The organism is Microbacterium gilvum (genome assembly GCF_039543865.1).
In the GTDB taxonomy this organism is placed as follows: Bacteria; Actinomycetota; Actinomycetes; order Actinomycetales; family Microbacteriaceae; genus Microbacterium; species Microbacterium gilvum.
Genome location: NZ_BAABKO010000001.1, coordinates 235,469 through 260,776, shown reverse-complemented (window position 1 = coordinate 260,776; position 25,308 = coordinate 235,469). Strand labels below are relative to the sequence as shown.

At 71.9% G+C, this 25,308-nt stretch carries 32 protein-coding genes; 12 read left to right on the top strand and 20 right to left on the bottom strand.

Features of this window, described 5'->3' with window-relative positions; all coding sequences use genetic code 11:
* Window positions 1-32 precede the first annotated feature (32 nt).
* Entirely contained in the window at window positions 33-1,364 is a 1,332-nt protein-coding gene (locus tag ABD998_RS01360) for a nicotinate phosphoribosyltransferase (RefSeq protein ID WP_345435172.1), read from the top strand.
* 59 nt (window positions 1,365-1,423) lie between these two features.
* Here the strand turns inward: ABD998_RS01360 and ABD998_RS01355 are convergent, their stop codons facing one another.
* Genes ABD998_RS01355 through ABD998_RS01345 form a run of 3 tightly spaced genes read right to left on the bottom strand, consistent with a single transcriptional unit; the run spans window position 1,424 to window position 4,055 of the window.
* Window positions 1,424-1,690: a DUF3039 domain-containing protein gene (locus ABD998_RS01355; protein ID WP_345435170.1), complete on the bottom strand. Its 267-nt coding sequence runs from the start codon at window positions 1,688-1,690 to the stop codon at window positions 1,424-1,426.
* Between the two features lie 38 nt (window positions 1,691-1,728).
* On the bottom strand, window positions 1,729-3,285 hold the full coding sequence (locus ABD998_RS01350) for a hypothetical protein (protein WP_345435168.1): 1,557 nt from the start codon (window positions 3,283-3,285) through the stop codon (window positions 1,729-1,731).
* Window positions 3,261-4,055 carry an ABC transporter ATP-binding protein gene (locus tag ABD998_RS01345; protein WP_345435166.1) on the bottom strand — a complete coding sequence of 265 codons (795 nt, stop codon included), beginning with the start codon at window positions 4,053-4,055 and terminating at the stop codon, window positions 3,261-3,263. The genes ABD998_RS01350 and ABD998_RS01345 overlap by 25 nt, the downstream gene beginning before the upstream one ends.
* 185 nt (window positions 4,056-4,240) lie before the next feature.
* Here ABD998_RS01345 and ABD998_RS01340 point away from each other — a divergent pair, with 185 nt between their 5' ends.
* The 3 genes from ABD998_RS01340 to ABD998_RS01330 all read left to right on the top strand — a co-directional run bounded on the left by ABD998_RS01340 (window position 4,241) and on the right by ABD998_RS01330 (window position 6,363).
* On the top strand, window positions 4,241-4,936 hold the full coding sequence (locus ABD998_RS01340) for a phosphocholine cytidylyltransferase family protein (protein WP_345435164.1): 696 nt from the start codon (window positions 4,241-4,243) through the stop codon (window positions 4,934-4,936).
* Window positions 4,937-4,965: 29 nt separating this feature from the next.
* Window positions 4,966-5,949, top strand: coding sequence for a hypothetical protein (locus ABD998_RS01335; protein WP_345435162.1), 984 nt, complete (start codon window positions 4,966-4,968; stop codon window positions 5,947-5,949).
* 111 nt (window positions 5,950-6,060) lie between these two features.
* The gene (locus tag ABD998_RS01330) at window positions 6,061-6,363 is read left to right on the top strand and encodes a hypothetical protein (RefSeq protein ID WP_345435160.1); all 303 of its coding nucleotides are present in this window, start codon (window positions 6,061-6,063) and stop codon (window positions 6,361-6,363) included.
* On the opposite strand, the gene ABD998_RS01325 is transcribed toward ABD998_RS01330, so the two are convergent.
* A complete protein-coding gene (locus ABD998_RS01325) occupies window positions 6,364-6,672 on the bottom strand; it encodes a helix-turn-helix domain-containing protein (protein WP_345435158.1) in 309 nt (102 codons plus the stop codon).
* Between the two features lie 133 nt (window positions 6,673-6,805).
* On the opposite strand from ABD998_RS01325, the gene ABD998_RS01320 reads away from it, so the two are divergent.
* On the top strand, window positions 6,806-7,021 hold the full coding sequence (locus tag ABD998_RS01320; RefSeq protein WP_345435156.1) for an SCO4848 family membrane protein: 216 nt from the start codon (window positions 6,806-6,808) through the stop codon (window positions 7,019-7,021).
* A 3-nt stretch (window positions 7,022-7,024) separates the two neighbouring features.
* Here the strand turns inward: ABD998_RS01320 and ABD998_RS01315 are convergent, their stop codons facing one another.
* From ABD998_RS01315 to ABD998_RS01305, 3 genes are all read right to left on the bottom strand, one after another.
* The gene (locus ABD998_RS01315) at window positions 7,025-7,873 is read right to left on the bottom strand and encodes a class I SAM-dependent methyltransferase (RefSeq protein ID WP_345435154.1); all 849 of its coding nucleotides are present in this window, start codon (window positions 7,871-7,873) and stop codon (window positions 7,025-7,027) included.
* Window positions 7,874-8,010: 137 nt separating this feature from the next.
* Window positions 8,011-8,265, bottom strand: coding sequence for a type B 50S ribosomal protein L31 (locus tag ABD998_RS01310; RefSeq protein WP_345435152.1), 255 nt, complete (start codon window positions 8,263-8,265; stop codon window positions 8,011-8,013).
* A gap of 78 nt (window positions 8,266-8,343) precedes the next feature.
* Entirely contained in the window at window positions 8,344-9,132 is a 789-nt protein-coding gene (locus ABD998_RS01305; RefSeq protein WP_345435150.1) for an ABC transporter ATP-binding protein, read from the bottom strand.
* 58 nt (window positions 9,133-9,190) lie between these two features.
* On the opposite strand from ABD998_RS01305, the gene serB reads away from it, so the two are divergent.
* Window positions 9,191-9,826, top strand: a complete 636-nt coding sequence (gene serB, locus ABD998_RS01300; protein ID WP_345435148.1) for a phosphoserine phosphatase SerB — start codon at window positions 9,191-9,193, stop codon at window positions 9,824-9,826.
* A gap of 39 nt (window positions 9,827-9,865) precedes the next feature.
* Here serB and fabG read toward each other — a convergent pair whose 3' ends face one another.
* The gene (gene fabG / locus ABD998_RS01295) at window positions 9,866-10,576 is read right to left on the bottom strand and encodes a 3-oxoacyl-ACP reductase FabG (protein WP_345435146.1); all 711 of its coding nucleotides are present in this window, start codon (window positions 10,574-10,576) and stop codon (window positions 9,866-9,868) included.
* Between the two features lie 97 nt (window positions 10,577-10,673).
* Between fabG and ABD998_RS01290 the strand changes: the two genes are divergently transcribed.
* From ABD998_RS01290 to ABD998_RS01280, 3 genes are read left to right on the top strand one after another with little or no spacing between them, the layout of a single operon-like run.
* Window positions 10,674-11,057 (top strand): DUF3099 domain-containing protein, encoded by a 384-nt coding sequence (locus ABD998_RS01290; protein ID WP_345435144.1) that lies wholly within the window; start codon window positions 10,674-10,676, stop codon window positions 11,055-11,057.
* The gene (locus ABD998_RS01285; protein WP_345435142.1) at window positions 11,054-11,290 is read left to right on the top strand and encodes a hypothetical protein; all 237 of its coding nucleotides are present in this window, start codon (window positions 11,054-11,056) and stop codon (window positions 11,288-11,290) included. Before ABD998_RS01290 ends, ABD998_RS01285 begins: the two co-directional genes overlap by 4 nt.
* A complete protein-coding gene (locus ABD998_RS01280; RefSeq protein ID WP_345435140.1) occupies window positions 11,287-12,132 on the top strand; it encodes an SURF1 family cytochrome oxidase biogenesis protein in 846 nt (281 codons plus the stop codon). The genes ABD998_RS01285 and ABD998_RS01280 overlap by 4 nt, the downstream gene beginning before the upstream one ends.
* Window positions 12,133-12,235: 103 nt before the next feature.
* On the opposite strand, the gene ABD998_RS01275 is transcribed toward ABD998_RS01280, so the two are convergent.
* From ABD998_RS01275 to ABD998_RS01255, 5 genes are all read right to left on the bottom strand, one after another.
* A complete protein-coding gene (locus tag ABD998_RS01275) occupies window positions 12,236-13,834 on the bottom strand; it encodes an ABC-F family ATP-binding cassette domain-containing protein (RefSeq protein WP_345435138.1) in 1,599 nt (532 codons plus the stop codon).
* Window positions 13,835-13,912: 78 nt separating this feature from the next.
* Window positions 13,913-14,242 (bottom strand): CHY zinc finger protein, encoded by a 330-nt coding sequence (locus ABD998_RS01270; RefSeq protein ID WP_345435136.1) that lies wholly within the window; start codon window positions 14,240-14,242, stop codon window positions 13,913-13,915.
* Window positions 14,239-14,832 (bottom strand): energy-coupling factor transporter transmembrane component T family protein, encoded by a 594-nt coding sequence (locus ABD998_RS01265; RefSeq protein ID WP_345435134.1) that lies wholly within the window; start codon window positions 14,830-14,832, stop codon window positions 14,239-14,241. Before ABD998_RS01265 ends, ABD998_RS01270 begins: the two co-directional genes overlap by 4 nt.
* Window positions 14,829-15,521 (bottom strand): energy-coupling factor ABC transporter ATP-binding protein, encoded by a 693-nt coding sequence (locus tag ABD998_RS01260; RefSeq protein ID WP_345435132.1) that lies wholly within the window; start codon window positions 15,519-15,521, stop codon window positions 14,829-14,831. The genes ABD998_RS01265 and ABD998_RS01260 overlap by 4 nt, the downstream gene beginning before the upstream one ends.
* An 8-nt stretch (window positions 15,522-15,529) precedes the next feature.
* Window positions 15,530-16,123 carry a biotin transporter BioY gene (locus ABD998_RS01255; RefSeq protein ID WP_425562922.1) on the bottom strand — a complete coding sequence of 198 codons (594 nt, stop codon included), beginning with the start codon at window positions 16,121-16,123 and terminating at the stop codon, window positions 15,530-15,532.
* A gap of 64 nt (window positions 16,124-16,187) precedes the next feature.
* Between ABD998_RS01255 and ABD998_RS01250 the strand changes: the two genes are divergently transcribed.
* Entirely contained in the window at window positions 16,188-16,736 is a 549-nt protein-coding gene (locus ABD998_RS01250) for a TetR family transcriptional regulator (RefSeq protein ID WP_345435128.1), read from the top strand.
* Window positions 16,737-16,739: 3 nt separating this feature from the next.
* Here ABD998_RS01250 and ABD998_RS01245 read toward each other — a convergent pair whose 3' ends face one another.
* The 7 genes from ABD998_RS01245 to sufB all read right to left on the bottom strand — a co-directional run bounded on the left by ABD998_RS01245 (window position 16,740) and on the right by sufB (window position 23,428).
* Window positions 16,740-18,143, bottom strand: coding sequence for an MFS transporter (locus ABD998_RS01245; protein ID WP_345435126.1), 1,404 nt, complete (start codon window positions 18,141-18,143; stop codon window positions 16,740-16,742).
* Window positions 18,140-19,294 (bottom strand): MalY/PatB family protein, encoded by a 1,155-nt coding sequence (locus ABD998_RS01240; RefSeq protein ID WP_345435124.1) that lies wholly within the window; start codon window positions 19,292-19,294, stop codon window positions 18,140-18,142. The genes ABD998_RS01245 and ABD998_RS01240 overlap by 4 nt, the downstream gene beginning before the upstream one ends.
* Before the next feature lie 69 nt (window positions 19,295-19,363).
* Window positions 19,364-19,693: a metal-sulfur cluster assembly factor gene (locus tag ABD998_RS01235; RefSeq protein WP_345435121.1), complete on the bottom strand. Its 330-nt coding sequence runs from the start codon at window positions 19,691-19,693 to the stop codon at window positions 19,364-19,366.
* 9 nt (window positions 19,694-19,702) lie between these two features.
* Window positions 19,703-20,473: a Fe-S cluster assembly ATPase SufC gene (sufC, locus tag ABD998_RS01230; RefSeq protein ID WP_345435119.1), complete on the bottom strand. Its 771-nt coding sequence runs from the start codon at window positions 20,471-20,473 to the stop codon at window positions 19,703-19,705.
* A gap of 1 nt (window position 20,474) precedes the next feature.
* On the bottom strand, window positions 20,475-20,801 hold the full coding sequence (locus ABD998_RS01225) for a non-heme iron oxygenase ferredoxin subunit (RefSeq protein WP_345435117.1): 327 nt from the start codon (window positions 20,799-20,801) through the stop codon (window positions 20,475-20,477).
* Window positions 20,798-22,009 (bottom strand): Fe-S cluster assembly protein SufD, encoded by a 1,212-nt coding sequence (gene sufD / locus ABD998_RS01220; RefSeq protein WP_345435115.1) that lies wholly within the window; start codon window positions 22,007-22,009, stop codon window positions 20,798-20,800. The genes ABD998_RS01225 and sufD overlap by 4 nt, the downstream gene beginning before the upstream one ends.
* On the bottom strand, window positions 22,010-23,428 hold the full coding sequence (sufB, locus tag ABD998_RS01215; protein ID WP_345435113.1) for a Fe-S cluster assembly protein SufB: 1,419 nt from the start codon (window positions 23,426-23,428) through the stop codon (window positions 22,010-22,012). It abuts the gene before it with no gap.
* Window positions 23,429-23,656: 228 nt separating this feature from the next.
* Here sufB and ABD998_RS01210 point away from each other — a divergent pair, with 228 nt between their 5' ends.
* Together ABD998_RS01210 and ABD998_RS01205 are read left to right on the top strand one after the other, a co-directional pair.
* A complete protein-coding gene (locus ABD998_RS01210) occupies window positions 23,657-24,739 on the top strand; it encodes a COX15/CtaA family protein (RefSeq protein WP_345435110.1) in 1,083 nt (360 codons plus the stop codon).
* Window positions 24,740-24,854: 115 nt separating this feature from the next.
* Complete coding sequence (locus tag ABD998_RS01205) at window positions 24,855-25,301, top strand: hypothetical protein (protein WP_345435107.1); 447 nt, start codon at window positions 24,855-24,857, stop codon at window positions 25,299-25,301.
* The last annotated feature ends 7 nt before the right edge of the window (window positions 25,302-25,308 follow it).

Here is a 25,308-nt window from a genome sequence, read left to right as displayed (position 1 = left end):
GCAGGGTGCGCGCGCCGGTAGGCTGGTGCGCCATGAGCGCCTCCACGGCCCTGATGACGGACCGCTACGAACTCACCATGCTCGACGCCGCGCTGCGGGATGGCACGGCCTCGCGCCACTGCGTCTTCGAGCTGTTCGCGCGGCGGCTCTCCGGTGGGCGCCGCTTCGGCGTCGTCGCCGGCACGGGCCGCCTCCTCGGGCTGCTGCGCGACTTCCGCTTCGGCGATGAGGAGCTGCGCTTCCTCCGAGACGCGCAGGTCGTGAGCCCCGAGACCGTGCGCCACCTGGAGTCGTACCGCTTCACCGGCAGCATCACGGGGTACCGCGAGGGCGAGCTCTACTTCCCCGGGTCCCCCATCCTGACGGTGGAGGGGACGTTCGCCGACGCCGTCATCCTCGAGACCCTCGCCCTCAGCGTCATGAACCACGACTCGGCCGTGGCGACGGCCGCGGCCCGCATGAGCATCGCCGCAGGCGACCGTCCGCTCGCCGAGATGGGCTCGCGCCGCGCGGCGGAGGCGTCCGCCGTCGCGGCGGCCCGCGCCGCGTACATCGCCGGGTTCGGCGCGACGAGCAACCTCGAGGCGGGTCGCCGCTGGGGCATCCCGACGATGGGCACGGCAGCCCACGCATGGACGCTGCTCCACGACACCGAAGAGGAGGCCTTCCGGTCGCAGATCGCCTCCCTCGGCGTCGACACGACCCTGCTCGTCGACACCTACGACATCCGCCGGGGGGTCGAGCTCGCCGTGCAGGTCGCCGGCACGGGCCTCGGCGGCGTGCGCATCGACTCGGGAGACCTCCCGCTCGTCGCGGCCGAGGTGCGCGCCCAGCTCGACGCGCTCGGTGCGACCGGCACCCGCATCACGGTGACGAGCGACCTCGACGAGTACGCCATCGCCGCGCTCGCCGCATCGCCCGTGGACGCGTACGGCGTGGGGACGTCGGTCGTGACCGGGTCGGGCTATCCCACCGCCGGGATGGTCTACAAGCTCGTGGCCCGGCAGGACGCCGGAGGCGGCTGGGTCGCCGTGTCGAAGAAGGCCGAGGGCAAGGGCTCGCAGGGCGGCAGGAAGGGCGCGTTCCGCAGGCTCGACGGCGGTGTCGCCGTCGAGGAGCACGTGGAGATCGCCGACGGCTTCGAGACGCTCCCCGCGGCCGCCGACGTCGCCGGCTCACGCGCGCTGCAGGCCGTTCTCGTCGAGCACGGCGACATCGACCCGGCCGCGGAGGGCACGCAGGGCGTCGTCGCGGCGCGCGCGCACCACCTCGCGGTCAGGGAGGAGCTGCCTGTGCGGGCGCTCGCCCTCAGCAAGTCCGATCCGGCCATCCCGACCGTCTTCTCCGACGCGGGCGACCGCTGACACGACGGACCCCGTCGGCTGCGGTGCCGACGGGGTCCGTCATCGCGGGACGATCGCGGTCACTTCTGCAGCGACTCGTAGATCTCCTTGCAGGTGGGGCACACCGGGAACTTCTCGGGGTCCCGTCCGGGGGTCCACTTCTTTCCGCACAGCGCGCGCACCGGCTTGCCGGTGATCGCCGACTCGAGGATCTTGTCCTTCTTGACGTAGTGCGAGAAGCGCTCGTGATCCCCCGGCTCGACGGTCTCCTCGCGGAGGAGCTCTTCGAGCTCGCGGTCGAGGAGGGCCGTGCCGCCCTGATCGGGGCTGTCAAGCGGGGTGCTCATGTCTGGCAGTCTATCCGCGCGGGGGCGCCCGCGGTCCGTCAGGTTGCGCCGGCGAACTCCATGATCCGCGTGCCCCGGGCGTCGAACGCGGCGGCGCCGATGGCGACCCCGAGGAGGAGGACGCCGCTCCCGGTGCCGAGCCCCGTCCACAGGACGACGAGCGGATCGGCGGCCACGCCCGCGACCGCCTGCCCTGCGAGCCACAGGGTCGGACCGCTCAGCAGGAGGGACCCGATGAGCACGAGCGACTGCGACCATGCGCCGGTCGCATCCGTCCGCTGCGGCTGCCGGAAGGGCCCGTCGCCGGGCCGCGCGACAGCGTACGGCGCGACGACCGATGCGATGCTCGACAGCCCGAAGCCCGCGAGGAGCAGGGCGACCGCGGATCCGACCAGGGCCGGCAGCAGGTCGGGGCGTCCGCTGACGAGGAGCGCCGCCGGCACGGCGACGGCGAGGACGGGGACGGCGGCCAGCGTGACCGGCGCGAGGCGGCCGATCCGGTCGGAGGCGCCGCGCGCGCCCGTGGCGATGTGCAGCCACACCGCCGACGAGTCGTACGCGAGGTCGTTGTGCGGCAGCCAGCCGTAGAGGAGCGCCATGAGGGGGACGGGGACGAGCGCGGCGATCTCGAGGGGCACGCCAGCGACGAGGAGGGGGAGGATGGGCAGGACGCCGCCGAAGGGGATGACGAGGACGTTCGCGATGTACCGGCTGTCGCGCAGCCCGTACACGAGGCTGCGGGCGGCGATCGCCCCGGCCGCCGTGGCCGGGAGGAGGGCGAACCACCCGAGCCCCGCCCCTCCCCGCGCGACGACGGGATGCTCGACCGTGTGCAGCAGTCGTCGCACGAGCCAGGCCCAGGCGATCAGCAGCGCGGCGACCGTGGCGACCGCGACGGCGAGCGCGGCTCCGGGCGACCCTCCTCCGATGGTCGTCGCGGGTGCCGCTGCCCAGGCGCCGAGCGGCGTGAACGAGACGGCGGCGACGATGCGGTCGACGGAGGCGAGCGTCGCGGCCCCCCAGAGGGAGGCGGTGAGCAGGACGGCGGGCGCGAAGATCGCGAGCGCCGAGGCGATCGCGACGCCGACGCCGTCGGCGACCCGTCCGCCGGCACCGGCGATCGCCTTCACCGCCATCACGATGCGCGCGAGCACGACGCAGGTGAGCAGGTGGCACAGGGCGCCGACGACCGCGGCCGCCGGATGCGCGCCGGCACGCGTCCAGAGGACCGCCGCGACGACGTCGAAGGCGGCGACGAGCCAGGTCGGCACGCTGACGATCGTCGAGAGGAGGAGAGCGGCCGTGAGCGGCAGCGGCCCGATGTCGAGGGTGCGGAATCGGCGCGGGTCGAGGGGATCCTCCGCGGCGGTGAAGAGAGGGAGCGCCGCCGACAGCACGATCACGAGCGCGCCGGCGAGCGAGACCGCGCCGACGACGGTCTGCGTCGGCAGATCGCCCAGGGCGAGGGCGCGCACGATGAGGACGGCCGCGCCCGCCACGAGCGCGCCGAACCCGATCAGGCGGCGCAGGCCATCCGGCCCGCGGAACGCGCCGACGAGGAGCGCGGCCCTCAGTCGGAGAACGTGTGCAGCCACTCGAGCCCCTCCACCTCGCCGAGCCCCCCGGACAGCTCGACGAAGCGCTGCTCGAGCGTCTGGTCGCCCTTCACGTCGGCGACGAGGCCCTCCTCCAGGACCTGCCCGGCCACGAGCACCGCGACACGCGTGCAGACCTGCTCGATGAGATCCATGCCGTGGCTCGAGAGCAGCACGGTGCCGCCGTTCGCGACGTAGCCGTCGAGGATCTCGAGCACCTTGGCCGAGGACGCCGGGTCGACGGCCTCGAACGGCTCGTCGAGCACGAGGAGCTGCGGGGAGTGCAGCATCGCGCCGGCGAGCATGATCTTCTTCGTCATTCCCGCCGAGTAGTCCGACACGATGCGGCCGAGGGCGTCCTCGAAGCCGAGGGCCGCGGCGAGATCGTCGGTGCGCTCGGCCACCGTCTTCGCCTTCATGCCGCGCAGCATGCCGGTGTAGTGCAGGAGCTGGCGCCCGGTGAGGCGGTCGAAGGTGCGCAGTCGATCGGGCAGCACGCCCATGCGCCGCTTCGCCTCGCGGGGGCGGCTGCCGAGGTCGACGCCCGCCACGCGGATCTCGCCGCGATCGGGTCGCAGCAGGCCGGAGATCATCGACAGCGTGGTCGTCTTCCCCGCGCCGTTCGGACCGAGCAGCCCGTAGTACATGCCGGACGGCACATCCAGGTCGATCCCGGCGACCGCGTGGGTTCCGCCGTAGGTCTTCGAGACGCCGCGGAGCGTCAGAGCGGACGCGCGCGGCTCGGGCACGGGAAGGTCGGCCTCGGTCACCGCACCAACGTACCAAGGCGCGCCTGATCGCCCGGGAGGCGTCACGGATCGGTCACGACAAGCTGTCAATCCCGCGCGCAACCGGCCGGATTATCGTCGATCCGACCACCCTTCGCTACCATGGACGAGCCACCTCATCGTGAAATCTCGATGAATCGGCCGTGAACCGAGCACCAGGAGCAGCCATGACCATCCAGACCGTCATCCTCGCCGCCGGCATGGGATCGCGCCTCGGGCGGGTCCTCCCCAAGTCGCTGACCGTCCTCTCCGACGGCCGCTCCATCATGCAGCAGCAACACGAGAACATCCGGGCTGCGTTCGGCGACGACGCCCGCATCACCACCGTCGTGGGGTATCGGGCCGAGGACATCGTGGAGCGCTTCCCCCAGGCCAACTACGTGTACAACGAGCGCTACGACCAGACGAACACGTCGAAGAGCCTGCTGCGCGCGCTCTCCGCCACCGGACGCGGCGGCGTGCTGTGGATGAACGGCGACGTCGTCTTCGACCCGCGCATCCTGGGCCGCGCGACGGCGCTCATCGAGGCCGACCAGTCGTTCGTCACGGTCAACACCGCCAAGGTGAGCGATGAGGAGGTGAAGTACACCGTCACGGCGGAGGGCTTCATCGACGAGCTCTCGAAGACGGTCGTGGGCGGCATCGGCGAGGCCGTGGGCATCAACTACATCTCCGCGCGCGACAAGAAGGCCTTCATGCGCCACCTCACGCGCGTCGGCGACCAGGACTACTTCGAGCGCGGCCTCGAGCTCGCCGTCGCGGAGGACGGACTGCGTCTGGCCCCCATGGACGTGTCGGATCTGTACGCCGTCGAGGTCGACTTCGCCGAGGACCTCGAACGGGCCAACGCGGCGCTCATCTGAGGCCCAGCGCCGGCGGCTAGCATCGCGGCATGGCCGAGAGGGTCCCCCGCATCCATTCGCTGCCCGACGACGCGCCGTGGCAGGGCGGGCTCCCGCCTGCCGGCTCCGAGGAGCATCCGTTCGCGATCCGCGCGCTGGACCGCGTCCTCTCCATCCAGCGTCCCGCCGTGCTCGCACATCTCCGTTCGATGCGGCTGCGCCATCCGGAAGCGACGCCGCCGGAGCTCGTGCGCATGCTGGAGCGGCGCTACCTGCTGGGAGTCACGACAGGAGGGGCCGCCGTCGGCGCGGCCGCCGTCGTCCCCGGCGTGGGGACGGGGATCACACTCGCGATCTCGGGTGTCGAGACGATCGGGTTCGTCGAGGCGACCGCGCTGTACGCGCAGTCGCTGGCAGAGGTGCACGGCTTCGCGGTGGACGATCCGAACAGGTCGCGGGCGCTCGTGATGACGCTCATGCTGGGCAAGGAGGGCGTCGATCTCGTCCGCAACCTCGCGTCGCAGGTCGTCGGCAAGGGCACATCGCTGTCGACGCACTGGGGCGACCTCATCACGAAGACCCTGCCGCGCGCGGCAGTCGGACCGCTCGTCGATCGTCTGAAGGCGGCGTTCCTCCATCAGTTCGCGGTGCGCGGCGGCACGAGCGTCGTCGGCAAGGCCCTGCCGTTCGGCGTGGGCGCCGCGGTCGGAGGGGTCGGCAACCACGTGCTCGGGCGCCGGGTCGTCGTCGCATCGCGGAAGGCGTTCGGGACCGCACCGGGGACGTGGCCGTCATGGCTCGAGCCGAAGCCGGGCGCCGAGACGATGGAACGCAGCGCCCTGCGCGGCGTGCGGATGGCCGGGGCCTCGCTCCGGACGGCGGCCGGTTCGATGGGCGCCGGCGTCGGCGCGATCGCGCGCGGCGTCTCGCGACGGCGTCCGGGAACCCCGCGGATCGAGGCGTCGCCTGGCGCCCGCGCCGCCGCCGACAGCGCGGCCGAAGCGGCCCCCGAGGAGGGCCCGACGCGTCCGTGATGCGCCGTCGTCCCGTGCACAGCCGTCCTGCGGAGCGGGTTCTCCCCCGTTCCGCCGCTGCACCCGCCGGATAGGGCGAACCGCGTCGGAGGGCGTTCGTATCGTCGGCGCATGCTCACTCCGCTGCCCGCTCCCGATCGGCGCCGTCGCGCCTATCTCGTCCCGTGGGATGTCGACCGGGCCGACCCCGACCATCCGCGGGTGCGGAACGCGGCGAAGGAGCCGGCTGATCTCGTGCGCGTCTTCGTGCACGACGAGACGGCGCCGCCGTCCATCGAGCACTGGGGGCTCGTCCTGCCGGGCGAGGTGTGCGAGCTCTGCCTGTGCGACCGCGACCTGTCGCGCACGATCGTGAGCGTCGCCTGGTTCCGCGCGGACGACGGAGAGGAGTACCTGTGGCGGTTCGTCCTCTGATCAGATCCAGGTGCGGGGCTGGCGCCGGAACTCGTCGCGACGCGTGTAGCCGTACGGCCGGCGACCCGAGGGGAGGTCGTCCGCGTCGAGGTCGACGAGCAGATCCCCCACCTCGACCTCGAGGGCGACGGCGATCTGGAGCAGCGTGTACAGAGTCGGGTTCCCCGCCCCCTTCTCGATGCGCTGCAGGTGGGTGAGGTCGAGATCGGCGCACTCCGCGAGCTTCTTCGCACTCAGGGTCGCCGCATGCCGGATCTGCGCGATGCGCTGCCCCACTTTGAGCGATGCGTCGGAGTGCGGGGTCGGCATCCCTCCAGCATCCTGACGGTCGCTTTCCGAGGGTAAGCTTCCCTGCGGTAGTTTTTCTGCCACGGCTTTCCTGCGGTAGTGACGAGTCCGCCCGGCGGCACGTCCGACCGCGGACGCGCCGTAGACTCGGCGGGTGACCGTCCTCCTCGCGATCCTGCTCCTCGTCAACGCCGCCTTCAACATCGTCGTCTGGCCCAGGTTCTGGAAGCGGATCACGTCGGACCCCCGTGCCCGCGATGCGGAGGGACGCAAGACGGCGTTCCTCACCGTCCACGCGACGCTCATCGGCATCGCGATCGCGATCGCCGTCGCCTCCGCCGCGGCGGGCGTCTGGGCGCTCGTCTCCTGACGGTCAGGCGCGTCGGCGCGCCGCGATGGTGAAGGTGCACGGCACGAGCATCCGCTCCTCCCCCGGCCAGGCGAAGCCTCCCGGCACCTCCACCATCCGCGGGCTGAACCGCCAGGGAAGCATGCGCCCCTCGTCGAGGAGCACGAGCTCCAGCCCGGCCGCGAGCAGCGCCGAGACGATCTCCGAGAGCGGATGCGGCCACTCGTACGTCCGCGCGTGCGCCACCGTCCCGTCGCCCGCGTATGTGCCGGCCTCGTCCCACGTCTGCGCCGTGCCGTCGCCGAAATAGCGGTAGCGGACGACGAGCTCGTCGCGATCCTCGTCGAGCGTGTACAGCATCGGATGGCCGTCGCGGATGTAGAAGAGACCGCCCGGCCGCAGCAGAGCGGCGACCTGCCTGCCCCAGGCCGCGAGATCATCGAGCCAGCAGATCGCGCCGATGCTCGTGTAGACCACGTCGAACTCGTGCGCCACCGCGGCCGCCGCGCAGAGCACGTCGGACTCCACCCACGTGGCCTCGACGCCCGCCCGCGCGGCGAGACGCTCAGCGGCCGCGAGGGCCTGAGGCGAGAAGTCCACTCCCGTCACGCGCGCACCCGCGCGCGCGAGCGAGACCGTGTCGGTGCCGATATGGCACTGCAGATGCACGACGTCCTTGTCGGCGATCCGGCCATCCGGAAGGAGCGGCTCGAGGACGCGGAGGTCGTCCGCGACGACGTCGGACAGCGCACCCGGCTCGTCATACCGCCCGAGCTCGTAGGACTCCTCGTGGAGCGCGACGCGGTCCTCCCAGTTCGCGAGGTTCGCCGCCCGAGCGTCCTCCCACCCGATCGTCACATGCTCGCCGTTCACGCGCCCACCCTATCGTCGCCCGACGGCGGGCGAGCGACGATCGATCTCGACGCCGGATCGATCACCATCGGGATCGACTGACCGGGAATGCGAAGAGGGCCCCGCCGAAGCGGAGCCCTCTCGACAGCCTGCGGACCTTACTTGGAGCCGCCGAAGCCCTTGAAGCGCTGGTTGAACTTCTCCACGCGGCCCGCGGAGTCCATGATGCGCTGCTTGCCCGTGTAGAACGGGTGCGAAGCCGACGAGATCTCGACGTCGATGACCGGGTACTCGACACCGTCGAGCTCGATGGTCTTGTCGCTCGACACCGTCGAGCGCGTGAGGAAGGTCTCTCCCGAGCCGAGGTCACGGAAAACGACCGGCTGGTACGTCGGGTGGATGTCAGTCTTCATGGTTGTCCTTGCGGGATCGGTTCGATCGGATGAGAAAGTCTGCGGGCGCGGAGCACCAAGGGCCAAGCTTACCAGAAGTCAGCTCGCGGTCGCGCGAGCAGCGTAGCGCCCGCCATCCTGCGAGAGCGCGATCGGAAGGCCGAAGGTCTCCGTGAGCGTCGCCTCCGTGAGCGCCTCGTCGAGCGGGCCGGCCGCGACCGCGCGGCCGTCGCGCAGCAGCAGCGCGTGGGTGAAGCCCACGGGGATCTCCTCGACGTGATGCGTCACCATGACCATGGCCGGGGTCCCCGGCGCCTGCGCATACGCGCTCAGCAGCTGCAGGAGCACCTCACGGGCGCCGAGGTCGAGGCTCGCCGTCGGCTCGTCGAGGAGGAGCAGCTCCGGGTCGGTCATGATCGCGCGCGCGATCAGCACGCGCTTCTGCTCGCCGTCGCTCAGGGTGCCGAACTCGCGGTCGGCGAGCGCATCGAGCCGCCACTGCGCGAGCACCTCGTGCGCTCGCTCCTCGTCGACGTCGTCGTACTGCTCGTTCCATCGCCCCGTCACGGCGTACGCGGCTGTGAGCACGGTGTTCAGCACCGTCTCCTCGGGCTGCAGCCGCTTGGCGAGCGCACTCGAGGCGAACCCGATGCGGGGGCGCAGCTCGAACACGTCGGTGCGACCGAGGCGCTCGTCGAGGATGTCCACGGTGCCCGTGGTGGGGTAGAGGTACGCGTCCGCCATCTGCAGGAGCGTCGTCTTGCCCGCTCCGTTTGGGCCGAGCACGACCCACCTCTCGTCGTCCTTCACCGTCCAGGTGATGCCGTCGACGATGTTGCGGCCGCTGCGGCGCACCACGACGCCGTCGAAGGAGAGCACGGGGAGCATGCGTCCAGCCTACCGAGACAGCCAGGTGCACCCGGCCGTGGCGCGCCCGCTACCCTCGTTGATCGTGACCCGCTTTCTCGTCGTCCTCGATGCCGACTCCACGCTCATCCGCAACGAGGTGATCGAGCTGATCGCGGACGAGGCGGGCCGCGGTGCCGAGGTCGCCGCCGCGACCGAGGCCGCCATGCGCGGCGAGGTCGACTTCGCCGAGAGCCTTCGCTCGCGCGTGAAGGCCCTCGCCGATGTGCCCGTCGCCTCGTTCGCACGGGTCACCGCGCGCGTCGAGCCCACCCCCGGAGTCCACGAGCTCATCGAGGCGGTGCACGCGCGCGGGGGCGTCGTCGGCGTCGTGTCCGGCGGGTTCCACGAGATCCTCGACGCCGTCGCCCCGGAGCTCGGCGTCGACGTGTGGCGGGCCAACCGGCTCGTGGCGGCGGACGGCGTCCTGACAGGCCAGGTCGACGGGCCCATCGTCGACGCCGCCGCGAAGGCCGAGACCCTCGCCGAGTGGGCGGCCGAGCGGGGCGTCCCCCTCCCCCGCACCCTCGCGATCGGCGACGGCGCGAACGACCTCCTCATGATCGCGCGCGCCGGCCTCGGCATCGCCTTCAACGCCAAGCCCGCCGTGCGCGCGGCGGCACCCGTCGCGATCGGCCCCGTCGACCTGCGCGAGGTCATCCCTCTGCTGCCGTGAACGCACGCGGCCGCCGCCCCGAGGGACGGCGGGCGGACGTCAGTGGCCCATGCCGAGCCCGCCGTCGACGGGGATGACGGCACCGGAGACGTAGGCGGCGTCGTCGGACGCGAGCCACGCCGTGACACCCGCGACCTCTGCGGCGCTGCCGTATCGGCCGGCGGGGATGGCCTTCCGGTACTCCGCCTGGGTCTCCTCCGGGAGCTCGGCCGTCATGTCGGTCTCGATGAAGCCGGGGGCGACGACGTTCGACGTGATGCCCCGCGCGCCCAGCTCGCGCGTGAGCGACCGGGCGAAGCCGACGAGCGCGCTCTTCGACGAGGCGTAGTTCACCTGGCCGGCCGAGCCGTAGAGGCCGACCACGCTCGAGATGAGGATGACGCGTCCGAAGCGGGCGCGCACCATCCCCTTGATGGCGCGCTTGACGACGCGGAACGAGCCGCCCAGGTTCGTCGCGACGACGTCGTCGAAGTCGCCCTCGCTCATGCGGAGCAGCAGGGTGTCCTTCGTGATGCCCGCGTTCGCCACGAGGACGGTCACGGGGCCGAGCTTCTCCTCCACCTCGCCGAAGGCGGTGTCGAGGGCCGCCGAGTCCGTCACGTCGGCGCGCACGGTCAGCGTGCCCTCGGGGCCCTCGCCGCTGCGTGCCGTGACGGCGACGCGGTATCCCTCGGCGACGAAGCGCTCGGCGATGGCGCGGCCGATGCCGCGATTGCCTCCCGTGACGAGGACGACGCGATCAGTGCTCACAGCAGGACTCCCTCTGCAGGTCGATGGAACCGCACCAGCTTATGCGGCCGGGCGTTCACGGCTCGCGCGCGATCGCGCGAAGTAGGCTGGACGCACCGTGAAGATCCGAAAGCCCCCGACGCAGTCGGCGACCTCTCTCGATCGCGCTCCGCGCGACGACGAGTCCCATCGCATGCGCACCTACCTCCTCACCATGGCGGTGCGCACGCTCTGCGTGATCCTCATGGTCGCGGTGACGCCGTACGGCTGGTACTCCTTCGTGTTCGCGGCGGGCGCCGTCGTGCTCCCCTACATCGCCGTCGTCATCGCGAACGCGGCCCAGGCGGGACGGGTGACGCAGGCGAGCGCCCCCGAGCGCCTCGCGCTCCCCCCGGCGTCCCCCGCGCCGCACGACGCGCCCTCGGTCTTCCGGATCGACGAGACGCCGCGCGGCACGGGCGACGAGCGCGGCGACGACGCGTCCGGGAGCGAACGCGGATGATCGGCCTCGGCCGCGGGCTCGACGAGCCCGTCTGCTCCCGCGCGGGATGCTCCGAGCCCGCGGAGTGGAGCATCGTGTGGCGCAACCCCCGCATCCACACGGACGGGCGCACGAAGACCTGGCTCGCGTGCACCGAGCACGTGGGCTACCTGCGCGACTTCCTCGCGACCCGCGATTTCCCCCTCGAGGTGCTGGCCGGCGTCTCCGACCGTGCGAAGGGAGACCTCGCATGATGCGCTCGCGCGCGGCACGCTGGTCCGTCTACGTCCTCATCGCCATCGTCTTCGCCGTCGCGTGCGCGTTCCTGTCGCACTGGCAGTTCGAGCGCAACGAGGAGCGGGCGGCCGGCAACGCGCTCATCGAGCAGAACTACGATGCGGAGCCCGTGCCGCTCGCGGACCTCATCCCCCTCGGCGCCTCGTTCGCCGCGGGCGACGAGTGGCGGCCCGTCGTCCTGACCGGCGAGTACCTGGCCGACGACCAGCTCCTGGTGCGCAACCGCGCCAGGGGCGGGACGAGCGCGTTCGAGGTGCTCGTGCCGTTCCTGCTCGACGACGGGCGCATCATCGCCGTCGACCGCGGATGGCTGCCGCCGGGAGAGGGGGACTCCCCCGACGCCGTCCCCTCGGCGCCGGAGGGCGAGGTGACGATCGTCGCGCGCCTCAAGCCGGGCGAGCCGCTGCCGGCCTCGGGACGGAGCGCCCCGCAGGGCCAGCTCCCGACCATCCATCTGCGGTCCGTGGCAGAGCTCACGGGCGACGCGACCATCCTCGACGCGTACGCGCTCATGGTGTCGGAGGAGCCGTCGGCGTCCGCCGCGCCGAACGCGATCGACGCGCCCGAGATCGAGCCGGGCCCGCACCTGTCCTACGCGATCCAGTGGATCCTGTTCGCGATCATGGGCTTCGTGTTCATCGGGTACATGATCCGCACCGAGGTCCGCGCACGACGCGAGGACGCCGTCGATCCGGACGAGGACGACGACGCGCTCGAGCATGCGCCGAAGGGCCGCCGTCGCCGCCGCGATCGCGACGCCGATGCGGAGGACGCCCTCCTCGACGCCGAGCACGGCTGACGCGCGACGGCTCGGAGGCCGCCCGCCCGTCGTCCAGGTCGCAGTCCGCGTCCGGAACAGCCCGCTTCGGGCCGCGAACTGCGACCTGGACGAGAGGAGGAGGCTACGCGAGCGTGATCAGCTCGAGGTAGCTCTTGTTCCAGATGTCCTCTACCCCGTCGGGCAGCAGCAGCACCCGCTCCGGGTTGAGCGCCTCGACGGCGCCCTCGTCGTGCGAGACGAGAACGACGGCGCCCTCGTAGTGCGACAGCGCCCCGAGGATCTCGTCGCGCGAGGCGGGGTCGAGGTTGTTCGTCGGCTCGTCGAGCAGGAGGACGTTCGCGGACGACACCACGAGCGTCGCGAGCGACAGGCGGGTCTTCTCGCCGCCCGACAGCACGCCGGCGGGCTTGTGCACGTCGTCGCCCGTGAACAGGAACGACCCCAGCACCTTGCGCGCCTCGGTCTCCGTGAGGTCGGGCGCCGCCGACACCATGTTCTCGAGCACCGAGCGCTTCACGTCGAGGTTCTCGTGCTCCTGCGCGTAGTAGCCGATCTTGAGCCCGTGGCCGGGCTCGATCTGCCCCGTGTCGCTCTTGTCGGCACCGGCGAGGATGCGCAGGAGCGTCGTCTTCCCCGCACCGTTGAGGCCCAGCACGACGACCTTGGAGCCGCGGTCGATCGCGAGGTCGACGCCCGCGAAGATCTCGAGCGCCCCGTACGACTTCGACAGGCTCGAGGCCATGAGCGGCGTCTTGCCGCAGGCCGCGGGCTTCGGGAAGCGCAGCTTCGCCACGCGGTCCTCCTGGCGGACCTCCTCGAGCCCGGAGAGGAGCTTCTCGGCGCGCGCCACCATCTGGTGGGCCGCCGCGGCCTTCGACGCCTTCGCCCCGAAGCGCGCCGCCTGCTGCTGCAGGACCGACGCCTTCTTCTCGGCGTTCGCGCGCTCCTTCTTGCGGCGCTCCTCGTCGGCGACGCGCTGGCGCTGGTAGTGCTTCCAGCCCATGTTGTAGATGTCGATGACCTGCCGGTTCGCATCGAGGTAGAACACGCGGTTGACGGTCTCGCCGACGAGGTCGACGTCATGGCTGATGACGATGAGCCCGCCCTTGTAGGTCTTCAGGAACTCCCGGAGCCAGATCACGCTGTCGGCGTCGAGGTGGTTGGTCGGCTCGTCGAGGATCATCGTCTCGGCGTCGGAGAACAGGATGCGCGCGAGCTCGATGCGTCGACGCTGACCGCCCGACAGCGTCTTGAGCGGCTGATCGAGGATGCGGTCGGGCAGGGAGAGGTTGTGGGCGATCGACGCGGCCTCCGCCTCGGCGGCGTACCCGCCGAGCGCCTCGAAGCGCTCCATGAGCCGCGCGTAGCGCTTCATGGCCTTCTCGGCGGTCTTCGGATCGTCCGCCGCCATCTGCTCCGACGACTCGCGGATGCCCGCGGCGAGGTCTCCGAGATCGCGTGCGTTCAGGATGCGCGTGCGCGCGGTCTCCTCGGGGTCGCCCGAGCGCGGATCCTGCGGCAGGTAGCCGAGCTCCCCCGACTTCACGACCTTGCCGTCGGAGGGGATGAGGTCGCCCGCGAGCACCTTCGTCAGGGTCGTCTTGCCCGCGCCGTTGCGGCCGACGAGGCCGACCTTGTCGCCGGGTCCGACGCGGAAGTCCACGCCCGACATAAGGAGGCGTGCTCCGACGCGGATCTCGAGGCCCTGCACGGCGAGCACAACGGCACCTGTCTCTCTGAATGGGGGTGGGAGCGGCCGAAGGGCCAGCCTCCCAGTATAGGCGGCGGCCGCTGGGGGTCAGGCGAAGTAGAGGTGGTGGTGCCGGCGGCACCCCTCGTTGAACGCCCCTCCGCATGCCCCGCAGGCGCCTGACGCGCGGTAGTCGGCGATCGACGAGGTGGCCCCGCAGCGCCCGCACAGCAGTGCGTGCTCGGCCCCGTCGCCGGCGGCCCACACCCGCGCCCCGTGCGACGCGTCCGCATCGTGGCACGCGTGGCACGGGTACCAGCGCCGGCAGCACGCAAACAGGATCGCGAGGACGTCGTCGGGTCCCGCATAGTGCGCGCAGCGCGTCTCGCCGTCGATGACGGCGCCGTGGACGACGCGGCCTCCGACCACCCGCGTCACGCGATCCCCCTGGCGCTCAGCGCGTCCGCGACGTCGTCCGCGTGCCGCAGCGACATCACGAGGAGCGGCACGACGGCGCGGAAGCCGAGGCGCACACCGCGCGCGCGCTGCGCCTCCCGGATGCGCCGGGCGAAGTCGGCGACGACGGGGACGAGCGCGATCGTGAGCGACAGCGTGAACGCGACCCGCCACGGGTCGACGCCGAGGCGCGCCAGCGGGCGGAGCATCCTCTCGACGACGTCGAGCAGGTCGCCCGTGCGGGTCGTGAGGGTGAGGAGAGACGCGAGCAGCACGACGCAGGCGACCCGCACGGTGTTCACGAACGCCGGCTCGAGCCCGAGGAAGACGAGCTGCGTGACGGCCATGAAGGCGACGATCCAGCGCAGCGTCCACGCCTGGCGCAGCATCACGCGGGGCCCGAACCCGCCGAGGAGGAAGAGCACCGCCACCGCGACCAGCGTCGCCGCCGCGGTCGCCGGCGTGTGCGGCCAGAGCGAGATCCCGAGCGCGAGCACGGCGAGCACGGCGAGCTTCGCGCCGGCGGGCAACCGGTGCAGCGGGCTCGTGCCGGGGCGGTAGAGCGAGATCACGCGAACTCGGCCCGATAGCGCGCGATGACCGTGGCGGGGTCGCCGGCCTCGACGAGGCGCCCGTCGGCGAAGCGGAGGACGATGTCGCAGCGCTCGGCGAGGTCGAGGTCGTGGGTGGCGACGACGACCTGCGGTGCGGCGCCTCCTATGAGCAGGTCGCCGATCCGCCTCGCGTTGGCGAGGTCGAGCAGCGTCGTCGGCTCGTCGGCGACGACGAGCGCGGGCTCGCGCACGAGGACCGACACGAGGGCGAGCAGCTGCTTCTGACCGCCCGACAGGCTGTACGCGGGCTGGTCGGCGTGCGCGGCGAGGCCGTGGCGTGCGAGCGCCTCGGCGACGCGCTCGGCGATCGCGCGCTTCGCCAGCCCGTGCCCCCGCAGGGAGAGCGCGACGTCCTCCGCGACGGTCGGCATGAGGATCTGCGCGTCGGGATTCGTGAAGACGAAGCCGACGCGGTCTCGGATGGCATGGGTCGCGGGGTCGATGCCGTGGACGCGGACGCGGCCGCGCGCGATCGGCGTGAGCCCGCCGAGCACGCGCGCGAAGCTCGACTTGCCCGATCCGTTGGCGCCGATGACGGCGACGCGCGCGGCGTCGGTGCGCACCGTGACGCCGTCGAGGATGGTCGTGCCGTCGGCCTCGACGCCGACACCGTCGAGTTCGAGCTCGAGAGCGGGATGCTCTGTCACGGGCGGCGTCAGCCCCGCGCCGCGGCGGCCGGACGCGACGAGCCGAAGGCGACGGGGTAGGCGCGGTGGACGGCGACCACGAGCACGGTCGCGACGGCGGCCTTGATGAGATCGCCCGGCAGGAACACGAGGCTCGAGAGGGCCGCCTCGCCGAGGGGCAGCCCCATGACGAGCGCCTGCACGGGCACGCCGACGGCGTAGATCGCGAGGATCCCCCCGACGACGCACGCGATGGCGACGCGCCACCATCGCAGGCGGCGGCCTCCCCCATGGGCGATCAGCCCGACGACGGCGGCGCCCAGCACCCAGCCGAGCACATAGCCCGCCGTGGGCCCGGCGAAGACACCGAGGCCTCCGCGTCCGCCCGACAGCACGGGCAGCCCCACCGCGACGAGCACGAGCACGACGAGCACAGCCGCGGCACCGCGGCGCCATCCGAGCACGGCGCCCGCGAGCATGACGCCGAGCGTCTGCGCCGTGATGGGCACGCCGACGGGCCCGGGGATGGGTCCCACGATGCCGAGCGCGATGATGATCGCGGCGAACACCGCGATCCGCGCGATGTCGCGCCCCTCGAAGCCTGTCGTGCGGGCCATCCTCATCCTCCTCCGGCGGAACGCCTCCTGAACAGCGTTCACCTGAACGGCGTTCAGTATACTCATGGACATGGCCGGCGAGACGACGGGACGTCACGGACGGACGGGGATCGTCGACGTCGCCGTGCGCCTGCTCGACGAGCACGGGCTCCCCGACCTGACGATGCGCCGTCTCGCCGCCGAGCTGGACGTCCGTCCGAGCGCGCTGTACTGGCACTTCGACAGCAAGCAGGTGCTGCTCGCGGCGGTCGCCGACCGGATCGTCGGCGAGGCGGTCGCGCCCGAGGGCGCAGCCGTCGGCGACGTCGCCGGCGCGCTCAGGGACGCACTTCTGCGCCACCGGGACGGCGCCGAGGTCGTGCTCAGCTCGCAGGCGCTCTCGCTCGGCGCCGACGAGGCGAGGCGGCGCATCGCGGAGGCGCTGCCCGCCGACGTCGGCGCCGCCGGCGCCGCCGCGCTGCTCCCCTTCGTCCTCGGACACGCCTCGATCGTGCAGCAGCGTCTGCAGGCGGCGCGGATGGGCGTGCTCGACACCCCTCCCGACGTCATCGCCGCCGAGGCGGAAGCCGACTTCGCGGCGGGTCTGCGGATCGTCCTCGCGGGGCTCGGCGTCGCCTGACGCTCAGAGCTCGCGTGCGTGGCCGAGGCGCAGGCCGGGCACGAGCGCCGCGAGCGCGAGCGCGAGTCCGATCGCGAAGACGGCCGTGAACGCCCCGCCCGTGCCCGCGAGCGCCGTGAAGGCAAGCCCCATCACGGCCATGGTCGCCGACGCGCCCACCGAGTCGCTGATCTGGAGCGCGGCCGAGTTGAAGCCCTGGTTGTGCTCGGACGAGTACGCGAGGGTCAGCACCGTGAGCCGCGGGTACACGAGGCCCATCCCGAGGCCCGCGAAGCCCCAGCAGACGATCGGCACCCACGCCGGCAGGCCGAACGCCGCCGTCGCGGTGCAGGCCGCGAGCGCGACGGCGAGGAGGGCGGCCCCCGCCGTCGCGATGCGGCGGTTGCCGAGCCGGTCGCCGAACCGGCCGGACAGCTCGGCGGCCGCCGCCCACGTGAGCGCGGCCGCCATGAGACCGGCACCCGCCGTCGTGGGAGAGAAGCCGTAGTCCGCCTGGAGCAGGTAGGGCACGTAGATCTCGGCGCCGAAGAGCGCGCCGGCGATGAGCCCGCGCATGACGACGACGCTCGGGAGCCCCCGCGCGAGGCGGACGACCCCGCGCGGGAGGAGCGGCAGGATCGCGAGCGCGACGACGGCGAGAGCCGCCGCGGCCGCGATCCCTCCTCCGGCGCCGTCGATCTCGCCCGCGAGTGCGAGGGCGAGGGCCGCCGCCGCCACGACCACGGCGAGCACCAGCCGCCGACCCACTCCTCCCACGCGCACGGGCTCGCCCGACGTCCCCAGCCCTCGCAGGCGCGGGGCGATGAGCGCGAAGGCGGCGACCGTGCACGCGGCGATGCCGCCGAAGACCCAGCGCCAGTGCAGGTACTCGGCGACGGCGCCGGCGAGCAGGGGGCCGATGAGCGACGGGACGATCCACGCCGCCGAGAACGCCGCCATCACACGGCCCTGCAGGTGGGCCGGGTACACGCGGGCGACGACGACGTAGAGCGAGACGACCTGCCCGCCCGAGCCGAGCCCCATGATGAGGCGGCCGACCACGAGCGTCGGCATGTCGGCGGCGACCGCGTCGATGACGAGGCCGGCGACGAAGAACGCGCCCGCCGTGACGAGCGGTGCGGCGGGACCCGTGCGGTCGCTCCAGGCCCCTGCCGCGACCATCCCGATGACGGCGGCGGCGAAGGTGCCGGAGAACGCGACGGCGTAGAGCGACTGCCCGTCGAGATCGGCTGCCACGACCGGCATGACCGTCGTCACGGCCAGCGACTGCAACGCGGCCAGGAAGATGAGCGCGACCGCGCCGACCGTCGTGAGGAGGTACGGATGCCCCCAGACCCCGCGGCCGGCCGTCGGAGTGTGCGAGACGGGGACCTGTCCGGACGCGGCGCGGGGATCGACTCCGCTCACGCTGCGGCGATCCGGCCGATGCGCTGCACCGCCTCGGTGAGGATCTCCGGCCCGGTTCCGTAGTTGATGCGCGCGAACCCGCGCCCCTCGGCACCGAACGACGGGCCGGGGTTGAGGGCGACGCGCGTCTCCTTGAGGATGCGGCGGGCGGGGTCGTCGTCCCAGCCGAGCGCCGTGAAGTCGACCCACCCGAGGAAGCCCGCGGCTCCCGGCAGGTAACGCGCACCCGGGACGTGCGCGGCGAGCAGCTCGGCCAGGAGGTGCCGGTTGAGGTCGAGGCGCGCCACCAGGCCGTCGAGCCAGTCGTCGCCGTGGTCGTACGCCGCGATGCCGGCGACGATGCCGAACAGGCCCGTGCGCCACTCCACCTCCCACGGCATGCCGTCGACGAGACGCTGGGTGGCCGTCGATGCCGTCACGAACTGCGCGGCCTTCAGGCCCGCGAGGTTGAAGGTCTTGCTGGGGCTCGTCACGACGATGCCCACCGCCTCGGCCTCCGGCGCGGCCGCGAGGAAGGGGGTGAACACGGCGTCGGGCATCGTGAGCGGCGCGTGGATCTCGTCGCTCACGACGTAGCCGCCGTGGCGCTCGGCGATGCGGGCGAGCTCGGCGAGGTCGTCGCGCGCGTGCACCGTCGCGGTGGGATTGTGCGGATTGCAGAGCAGGATGGCCTTCGCCCCCGCCGCGAACGCGCGGTCGATGCCGTCGAGGTCGAGGCGCCATCCCTCGTCCGAGCGGAGCAGCGGCACCTCGACGTTCGTCGTGCGGGTCTCGTCGCGGACGTCGAGGAAGGGAGGATAGACGGGTGGCGTGACGATGACGCCGTCCCCGGGCTCCGCGACCGCACGGACGGCCTCGGCGACGCCCATCATGACGTCGCACGTCGTGCGGATGCGCGCGGGGTCGACCTGCCAGCCGTGACGCCGCTCCGCGAAGCGCGCGTACGCGTCGGGGTATGCCGTCTTCGGCGGGACGTAGCCGGTGTCCCCGCGGTCGACGGCGGCGTGCAGAGCCTCCGCGATGGCGGGCGCCAGGGCGAAGTCGGTCTCCGCCACGAAGAGCGGCAGCACGTCGTCGGGGTACTTCGCCCACTTCGTGCTCGTCCTCGTGCGGAGCTGGTCGAGGGGCAGGGCGTCGAGCGGCGTGGTCACCTCCCGAGCCTATCCGCCGGACGCGCCGAAGGCCCGGAGCGGGCAGCTCCGGGCCGTCTCAGGGCGTCATCAGATCGCGAAGCCGAGGGCCCGCATCATGTCGCGCCCGTCGTCGGTGATGCGCTCGGGCCCCCACGGCGGCATCCACACCCAGTTGATGCGGAACCGCTCGACGACGCCGTCCAGCGACTGCGCGGTCTGCTCCTCGAGCACGTCGGTGAGCGGGCAGCCCGCGCTCGTCAGCGTCATGTGGATGACGAGCGCGTCGTTCTCGTCGTCCCAGGCGAGATCGTAGATGAGGCCGAGGTCGACGACGTTGACGCCGAGCTCGGGGTCCATGACGTCCTTGAGCGCCTCGGTGACCTCGTCGTACTTCTCGGGTGTGAGGGTCGCGGTCATGATGCGACCCTACGCCTCGATCGGCTCGCCGGGGGCGAAGTAGCGGTCGTAGCCCTCGTTCTCGAGGCGCTCGGCCAGCTCGGGGCCGCCTTCCTCGACGACCTGGCCCTTGACCATGACGTGCACGTAGTCGGGCGTGATGTAGCGCAGGATGCGCGTGTAGTGCGTGATGAGGAGGACGCCGAGGCCGGTGTTCTCCTTCGCGCGGTTCACGCCCTCCGACACGATCTTCAGCGCGTCGACGTCGAGGCCGGAGTCGGTCTCGTCGAGGATCGCGAGCTGCGGCTTCAGCAGCTCGAGCTGGAGGATCTCGTGGCGCTTCTTCTCGCCGCCCGAGAAGCCCTCGTTGACGTTGCGCTGCGCGAACCTGTCGTCCATGCGCAGGTTCTTCATGCCCTCCTTGACCTCCTTGGTCCAGGAGCGCAGCGCCGGCGCCTCGCCGTCGATCGCGGTCTTCGCGGTGCGCAGGAAGTTCGTCACCGTCACGCCGGGGATCTCGACGGGGTACTGCATCGCGAGGAAGAGGCCCGCACGCGCGCGCTCGTCGACCGACATCTCGAGGACGTCCTCGCCGTCGAGCGTGATCGAGCCGCCGGTCACGGTGTACTTGGGGTGACCGGCGATCGTCGACGCGAGCGTCGACTTGCCCGAGCCGTTGGGGCCCATGATGGCGTGGGTCTCGCCCGTCTTCACCGTCAGGTTCACGCCGTTGAGGATGGGCGTCGTACCCTCATCGGTCTCGACCGTCACGTGCAGGTCGCGGATCTCGAGGACTGCCATTTCAGATTTCCTTCTTCACATTCGGGTCGATGAGCACGTCGTCGCCGTCGATCTCGACGACGTAGACGGGGACGGGCTCGTAAGCGGGGAGGTTCAGGGGCTTGCCGGTGCGCAGCGAGAACGCCGAGCCATGGGCCCAGCACTCCAGGCTGTCACCCTCGACGAACCCCTCCGACAGCGAGATGTCGCCGTGCGTGCAAACGTCGCCGATCGCGTGCACCTCGTCGTCCGCATCGCGGACCACGGCGATCGCGACGCCGTCGACGACGACGCGCAGGGCGGTGTCCTGCTCGAGGTCGCTCAGCGCGCACACGCGGGAGGCGGTCATGCCGACGCCCCCTGGGCGAGCTCCTGCTCGATGGCGGCGACGAGCTCGTCCTGCAGATCGCCCGCGTCGATCTTCTGCGCGATCTCGTTGAGGAAGCCGAGCACGACGAGACGGCGCGCCTCGGCGTCGCTGATGCCGCGCGCCTGCAGGTAGAACAGCTGCTCGTCGTCGAAGCGCCCCGTCGCCGATGCGTGACCAGCGCCCTTGATGTCGCCCGTCTGGATCTCGAGGTTCGGGATCGAGTCGGCGCGTGCGCCGTTCGTGAGGATGAGGTTGCGGTTGGCCTCGTAGGAGTCGGTGCCGGTGGCATCAGGGCCGATGAGCACGTCGCCGATCCACACGGCGCGCGCCGTGTCGCCCTGCAGCGCGCTCTTGTAGAGCACGTCGCCCGTCGTCTCAGGGCCCTTGTGGAAGAGGTAGACCTGGCTCTCGAGGTGCTGGCCGTCGTCGGCGAACGACAGGCCGTAGACCTCGCCGTTCGCGCCGGCGCCCGCGAGCTCAACGGTCGGGTTCACGCGCACGACGCCGCCGCCGAAGCTCACCACGATGTGCCGCAGCGAGGCGGAGCGGTCGACGCGCGCCTGGTGCGCCGCGACGTGGACGGCGGAGTCGTCCCACTGCTGAACAGACACGACGGTGAGCTGCGCGCCGTCGCGGACGAGGATCTCGACGTCCTGCGCGTAGTGGGCGGACCCGCTGTGTCGCAGCACGACGGTCGCCTTGGAGTGCTCGAGCGCCTCGATCACGATGTGGGCGTCGGCGCGACGGCCGGGACCCTGGCCCTCGATCGCCACCACGATCGGCTCGGCGACCTCCTCCTCGCGCGGCACGCGGATGTGCAGCGCTTCGGCCGCGCCCTGCCAGGCGACGGCTGCGGGCAGGTCCTCGGGGGCGAAGAACTCGCCTCGCGGCGCCGTGCCCGGGGCGAGCGGCGCGGCGGCGTAGGCCTCGCCGGACGAGAAGGCGTACGTGACCCCGTCGTTCTTCTCCGCGAGGGCGAACAGCGACGACACCCGGTCGACGGGCGTGTGCTTCCAGTTCACCTCGCGGCCCGTCGGCACGCCGAAGTCGGCGGGCTCGTAGGAGCGCAGGCGCTCCGAACGGGTCTGGATGGGGACGACCGCGTCGTCGCGGAGCGCCGCGGCGGGGTCGACGTGAGCGTGCTGATCCTGCGCCGTCTGCTCCGGCGCCTGCGTCGAGGCCGTCATCTAGCCGACCGATCCTTCCATGCCCATCTCGATGAGCTTGTTGAGCTCGAGGGCGTACTCCATGGGCAGTTCGCGGGCGATCGGCTCGATGAAGCCGCGCACGATCATGGCCATGGCCTCGTCCTCGGGGAGTCCGCGGCTCATGAGGTAGAAGAGCTGCTCCTCGCTCACCTTCGACACCGTGGCCTCGTGGCCCAGCTGCACGTCGTCGACCCGGATGTCGATCGCCGGGTAGGTGTCGCTGCGCGAGATCGTGTCGACGAGCAGGGCGTCGCAGCGCACGGTGTTGGCCGAGTGGTGCGCGTTCGCGTCGACGCGCACCTCGCCGCGGTAGCCCGCGCGACCGCCGCCGCGCGCGATCGACTTCGAGACGATCGACGACTGCGTGTACGGCGCCATGTGGATCATCTTCGCACCGGCGTCCTGGTGCTGGCCGGGCCCCGCGAACGCGACGGACAGGGTCTCGCCCTTGGCGTGCTCGCCCATGAGGAAGATCGACGGGTACTTCATCGTCACCTTGGACCCGATGTTGCCGTCGATCCACTCCATCGTCGCGCCCTCGTGGGCGACGGCGCGCTTGGTGACGAGGTTGTAGACGTTGTTCGACCAGTTCTGGATCGTCGTGTAGCGCACGCGGGCGTTCTTCTTCACGATGATCTCCACGACGGCCGAGTGGAGCGAATCGCTCTTGTAGATGGGCGCCGTGCAGCCCTCGATGTAGTGGACGTAGGAGTCCTCGTCGGCGATGATGAGCGTCCGCTCGAACTGGCCCATGTTCTCCGTGTTGATGCGGAAGTAGGCCTGCAGCGGGATCTCGACGTGCACGCCCTTGGGCACGTAGACGAACGACCCTCCCGACCAGACGGCGGTATTGAGCGCGGCGAACTTGTTGTCGCCCGCCGGGATGACGGTGCCGAAGTACTCCTCGAAGAACTCGGGGTGCTCGCGCAGGGCCGTGTCTGTGTCCATGAAGATGACGCCCTGCGCCTCCAGGTCCTCGCGGATCTGGTGGTACACGACCTCCGACTCGTACTGCGCCGCGACGCCCGCGACGAGGCGCTGGCGCTCGGCCTCGGGGATGCCGAGGCGCTCGTACGTGTTCTTGATGTCCTCCGGAAGCTCCTCCCACGTCTGGGCCTGCTTCTCGGTGGAGCGCACGAAGTACTTGATGTTGTCGAAGTCGATGTCGCTGAGGTCGGCGCCCCACGTCGGCATCGGCTTGCGGCCGAAGAGCTGAAGCCCCTTCAGGCGGGTCTTGAGCATCCACTCGGGCTCGCTCTTGAGCGCGGAGATGTCGCGCACGACGGCCTCGTTGAGGCCGCGCTTCGCGCTCGCTCCCGCGGCGTCGGCGTCGTGCCAGCCGAACTCGTACACCCCCAGACCTTCGAGCTCTGGGCGGTCGATCAGAACATCCGACATCTCACACTCTCCTCGTCGGGTCCTCGCGGTGTCATCCGCTCCGGCATGCCGTCGCCCGTCGAGTGACCGGGTGTGGATGCCGCTGTGGGGCCCTCATCACGACGCGATCATCGCGCCTAAACTGTTGGTGATGCATCCCGCGCTCTCGCGCGCATCGCAACGATCCCGATTCTACAGGTTCCCCCGGCATCCGGGCCGCCCGGATGCCGCGTGCGAGCCGGAGGACCCATGTCCCGCAGCACCATCGCGCCCACCCCCGCACCCGACCGCGCCCTCGTCTTCGGCCGACCCCTCCGCGTGCTCGCGTGGCTGTCGTTCCTCGCCGAGGTCATCATCATCGGAACCGGGGGCGCCGTCCGACTGACGGGCTCCGGTCTCGGGTGCACCGAGTGGCCGCTGTGCACCCCCGAGTCGCTCGTCCCGCTGCCGGAGCAGGGCTTCCACGGGATCGTCGAGTTCGGCAACCGCACCATGACGGGCGTCGTCGGCGTGCTCGCGCTGGCGGTGCTGTTCCTCACCCTCGCGGCCGTCGCCGGACGGGCACTGGTGCTGCGCGCCGTCTGGTTCGCCCTGGGCGGCATCGTCGCGGGTGCCGTCGCGTTCGCCGCGACGGCGGCCGCCGGCCTGGGCGCGTTCGCGTTCTCGGCCGCCCTGCTGGCGTCCGTCGTCGCGGCGGCCGTCGACTCCGTGCGCCGCGCTCCGCGCCGACGGGATCTCGTCGTGCTCGCCTGGCTCGTGCTCGCTGGCGTGATGGCGCAGGCGGTCGTGGGCGGGCTCGCCGTGCTGACCGACCTGAACGCGTTCGTCGTCGGCTTCCACTACACGTCGTCGCTGCTGCTCGTCTGCGTCACCGCCGCCTACCTCGAGCGCCTGCGCGCGCCGGAGGGCCCCCGCGAGCGTGCCGTGCCGCGCGGGGTGGCCGTCCTCACGCACGTGACGGGGCTCGCGCTGGCGGCCACCATCTTCTTCGGGGTGCTCACGACGGGGTCGGGCCCCCACTCCGGCGACGACGACATCGTCCGCACCGGCTTCGACGCGACCGTCCTCGCGCACGTGCACTCGTGGCCCGGCTACATCCTGCTCGCGCTCGTCGTCGTGCTCCTCGCCGTCGCGTGGGCGAGGTCCCTCCCGACGCGGACCTGGATGCTCGTCCTCCTGCTCGCGATCGGCGTGCAGATCGTCGTCGGCGTCATCCAGGCGCGCACGGGGCTGCCGGAGCTGCTCGTGGGCACGCACATGGTGCTGGCCGCCCTGTCGGCGGCGACCTACACGGTGGTCGTGCTGCGGCTGAAGCGGCCCGTCGCGGGCTGACGGGGAACGGGTCGCCCGTTCACAGGCGGCGCATAGCGGGCGCATCGACGGCGCCAGGGACGCGCACCCAGGGTGGGACGGGCGTGCCGAGACGCGGCGCGCCCAGAGGAGGAACATGTCCCGCCCCCACCGTCTCAGCCGCAGCGTCGCCTACTGGGCGCTCGTCTTCGCGTCCGTGCTCTCGCTCGCGGGCGGCGTCGCCCTGTCGCTGCCGCGCATCGGCACCATGGAGGAGATGCTGCTCGCCGGAACCGCCACCGGCGTCGAGGTCTACGTCGGCCAGGCGTGGATCACGCTCGCGGCCGGCCTCGTCGGCGCCGGCGCGCTCGGCATCATCCTCGCGCTCGCCCTCGCAGCCGCCAAGACCCTCGTGTCCTCTCGCCCCGTCGTCGTCGAGCAGATCGACTGGGAGGCCGAGGCCGAGGCCGACGACGCCGAGCCCCACGACGTCGCCGAGGAGGACGACACCGCGCAGACCGAGGCCGACGTGCGGAAGGACGACGCCGACGAATTCGCCGACGACTTCCGCGACGCGCGGTCGGAGAGCCCCGCGTCGCGCTGATCCCGCG

Bases quoted from the DNA above. Each gene is read 5' to 3' on its own strand.
- ABD998_RS01205 (WP_345435107.1), top strand. From the start codon at position 24,855: ATGTCCCGCCCCCACCGTCTCAGCCGCAGCGTCGCCTACTGGGCGCTC.
- ABD998_RS01340 (WP_345435164.1), top strand. From the start codon at position 4,241: ATGACCATCCAGACCGTCATCCTCGCCGCCGGCATGGGATCGCGCCTC.
- ABD998_RS01305 (WP_345435150.1), bottom strand. From the start codon at position 9,132: ATGCTCCCCGTGCTCTCCTTCGACGGCGTCGTGGTGCGCCGCAGCGGC.
- ABD998_RS01325 (WP_345435158.1), bottom strand. From the start codon at position 6,672: ATGCCGACCCCGCACTCCGACGCATCGCTCAAAGTGGGGCAGCGCATC.
- ABD998_RS01310 (WP_345435152.1), bottom strand. From the start codon at position 8,265: ATGAAGACTGACATCCACCCGACGTACCAGCCGGTCGTTTTCCGTGAC.
- sufD (WP_345435115.1), bottom strand. From the start codon at position 22,009: ATGACGGCCTCGACGCAGGCGCCGGAGCAGACGGCGCAGGATCAGCAC.
- ABD998_RS01285 (WP_345435142.1), top strand. From the start codon at position 11,054: ATGATCGGCCTCGGCCGCGGGCTCGACGAGCCCGTCTGCTCCCGCGCG.
- ABD998_RS01210 (WP_345435110.1), top strand. From the start codon at position 23,657: ATGTCCCGCAGCACCATCGCGCCCACCCCCGCACCCGACCGCGCCCTC.
- sufB (WP_345435113.1), bottom strand. From the start codon at position 23,428: ATGTCGGATGTTCTGATCGACCGCCCAGAGCTCGAAGGTCTGGGGGTG.
- ABD998_RS01360 (WP_345435172.1), top strand. From the start codon at position 33: ATGAGCGCCTCCACGGCCCTGATGACGGACCGCTACGAACTCACCATG.
- ABD998_RS01255 (WP_425562922.1), bottom strand. From the start codon at position 16,123: ATGAGGATGGCCCGCACGACAGGCTTCGAGGGGCGCGACATCGCGCGG.
- ABD998_RS01225 (WP_345435117.1), bottom strand. From the start codon at position 20,801: ATGACCGCCTCCCGCGTGTGCGCGCTGAGCGACCTCGAGCAGGACACC.
- ABD998_RS01355 (WP_345435170.1), bottom strand. From the start codon at position 1,690: ATGAGCACCCCGCTTGACAGCCCCGATCAGGGCGGCACGGCCCTCCTC.
- sufC (WP_345435119.1), bottom strand. From the start codon at position 20,473: ATGGCAGTCCTCGAGATCCGCGACCTGCACGTGACGGTCGAGACCGAT.
- ABD998_RS01235 (WP_345435121.1), bottom strand. From the start codon at position 19,693: ATGACCGCGACCCTCACACCCGAGAAGTACGACGAGGTCACCGAGGCG.
- ABD998_RS01250 (WP_345435128.1), top strand. From the start codon at position 16,188: ATGGCCGGCGAGACGACGGGACGTCACGGACGGACGGGGATCGTCGAC.
- ABD998_RS01280 (WP_345435140.1), top strand. From the start codon at position 11,287: ATGATGCGCTCGCGCGCGGCACGCTGGTCCGTCTACGTCCTCATCGCC.
- ABD998_RS01330 (WP_345435160.1), top strand. From the start codon at position 6,061: ATGCTCACTCCGCTGCCCGCTCCCGATCGGCGCCGTCGCGCCTATCTC.
- ABD998_RS01335 (WP_345435162.1), top strand. From the start codon at position 4,966: ATGGCCGAGAGGGTCCCCCGCATCCATTCGCTGCCCGACGACGCGCCG.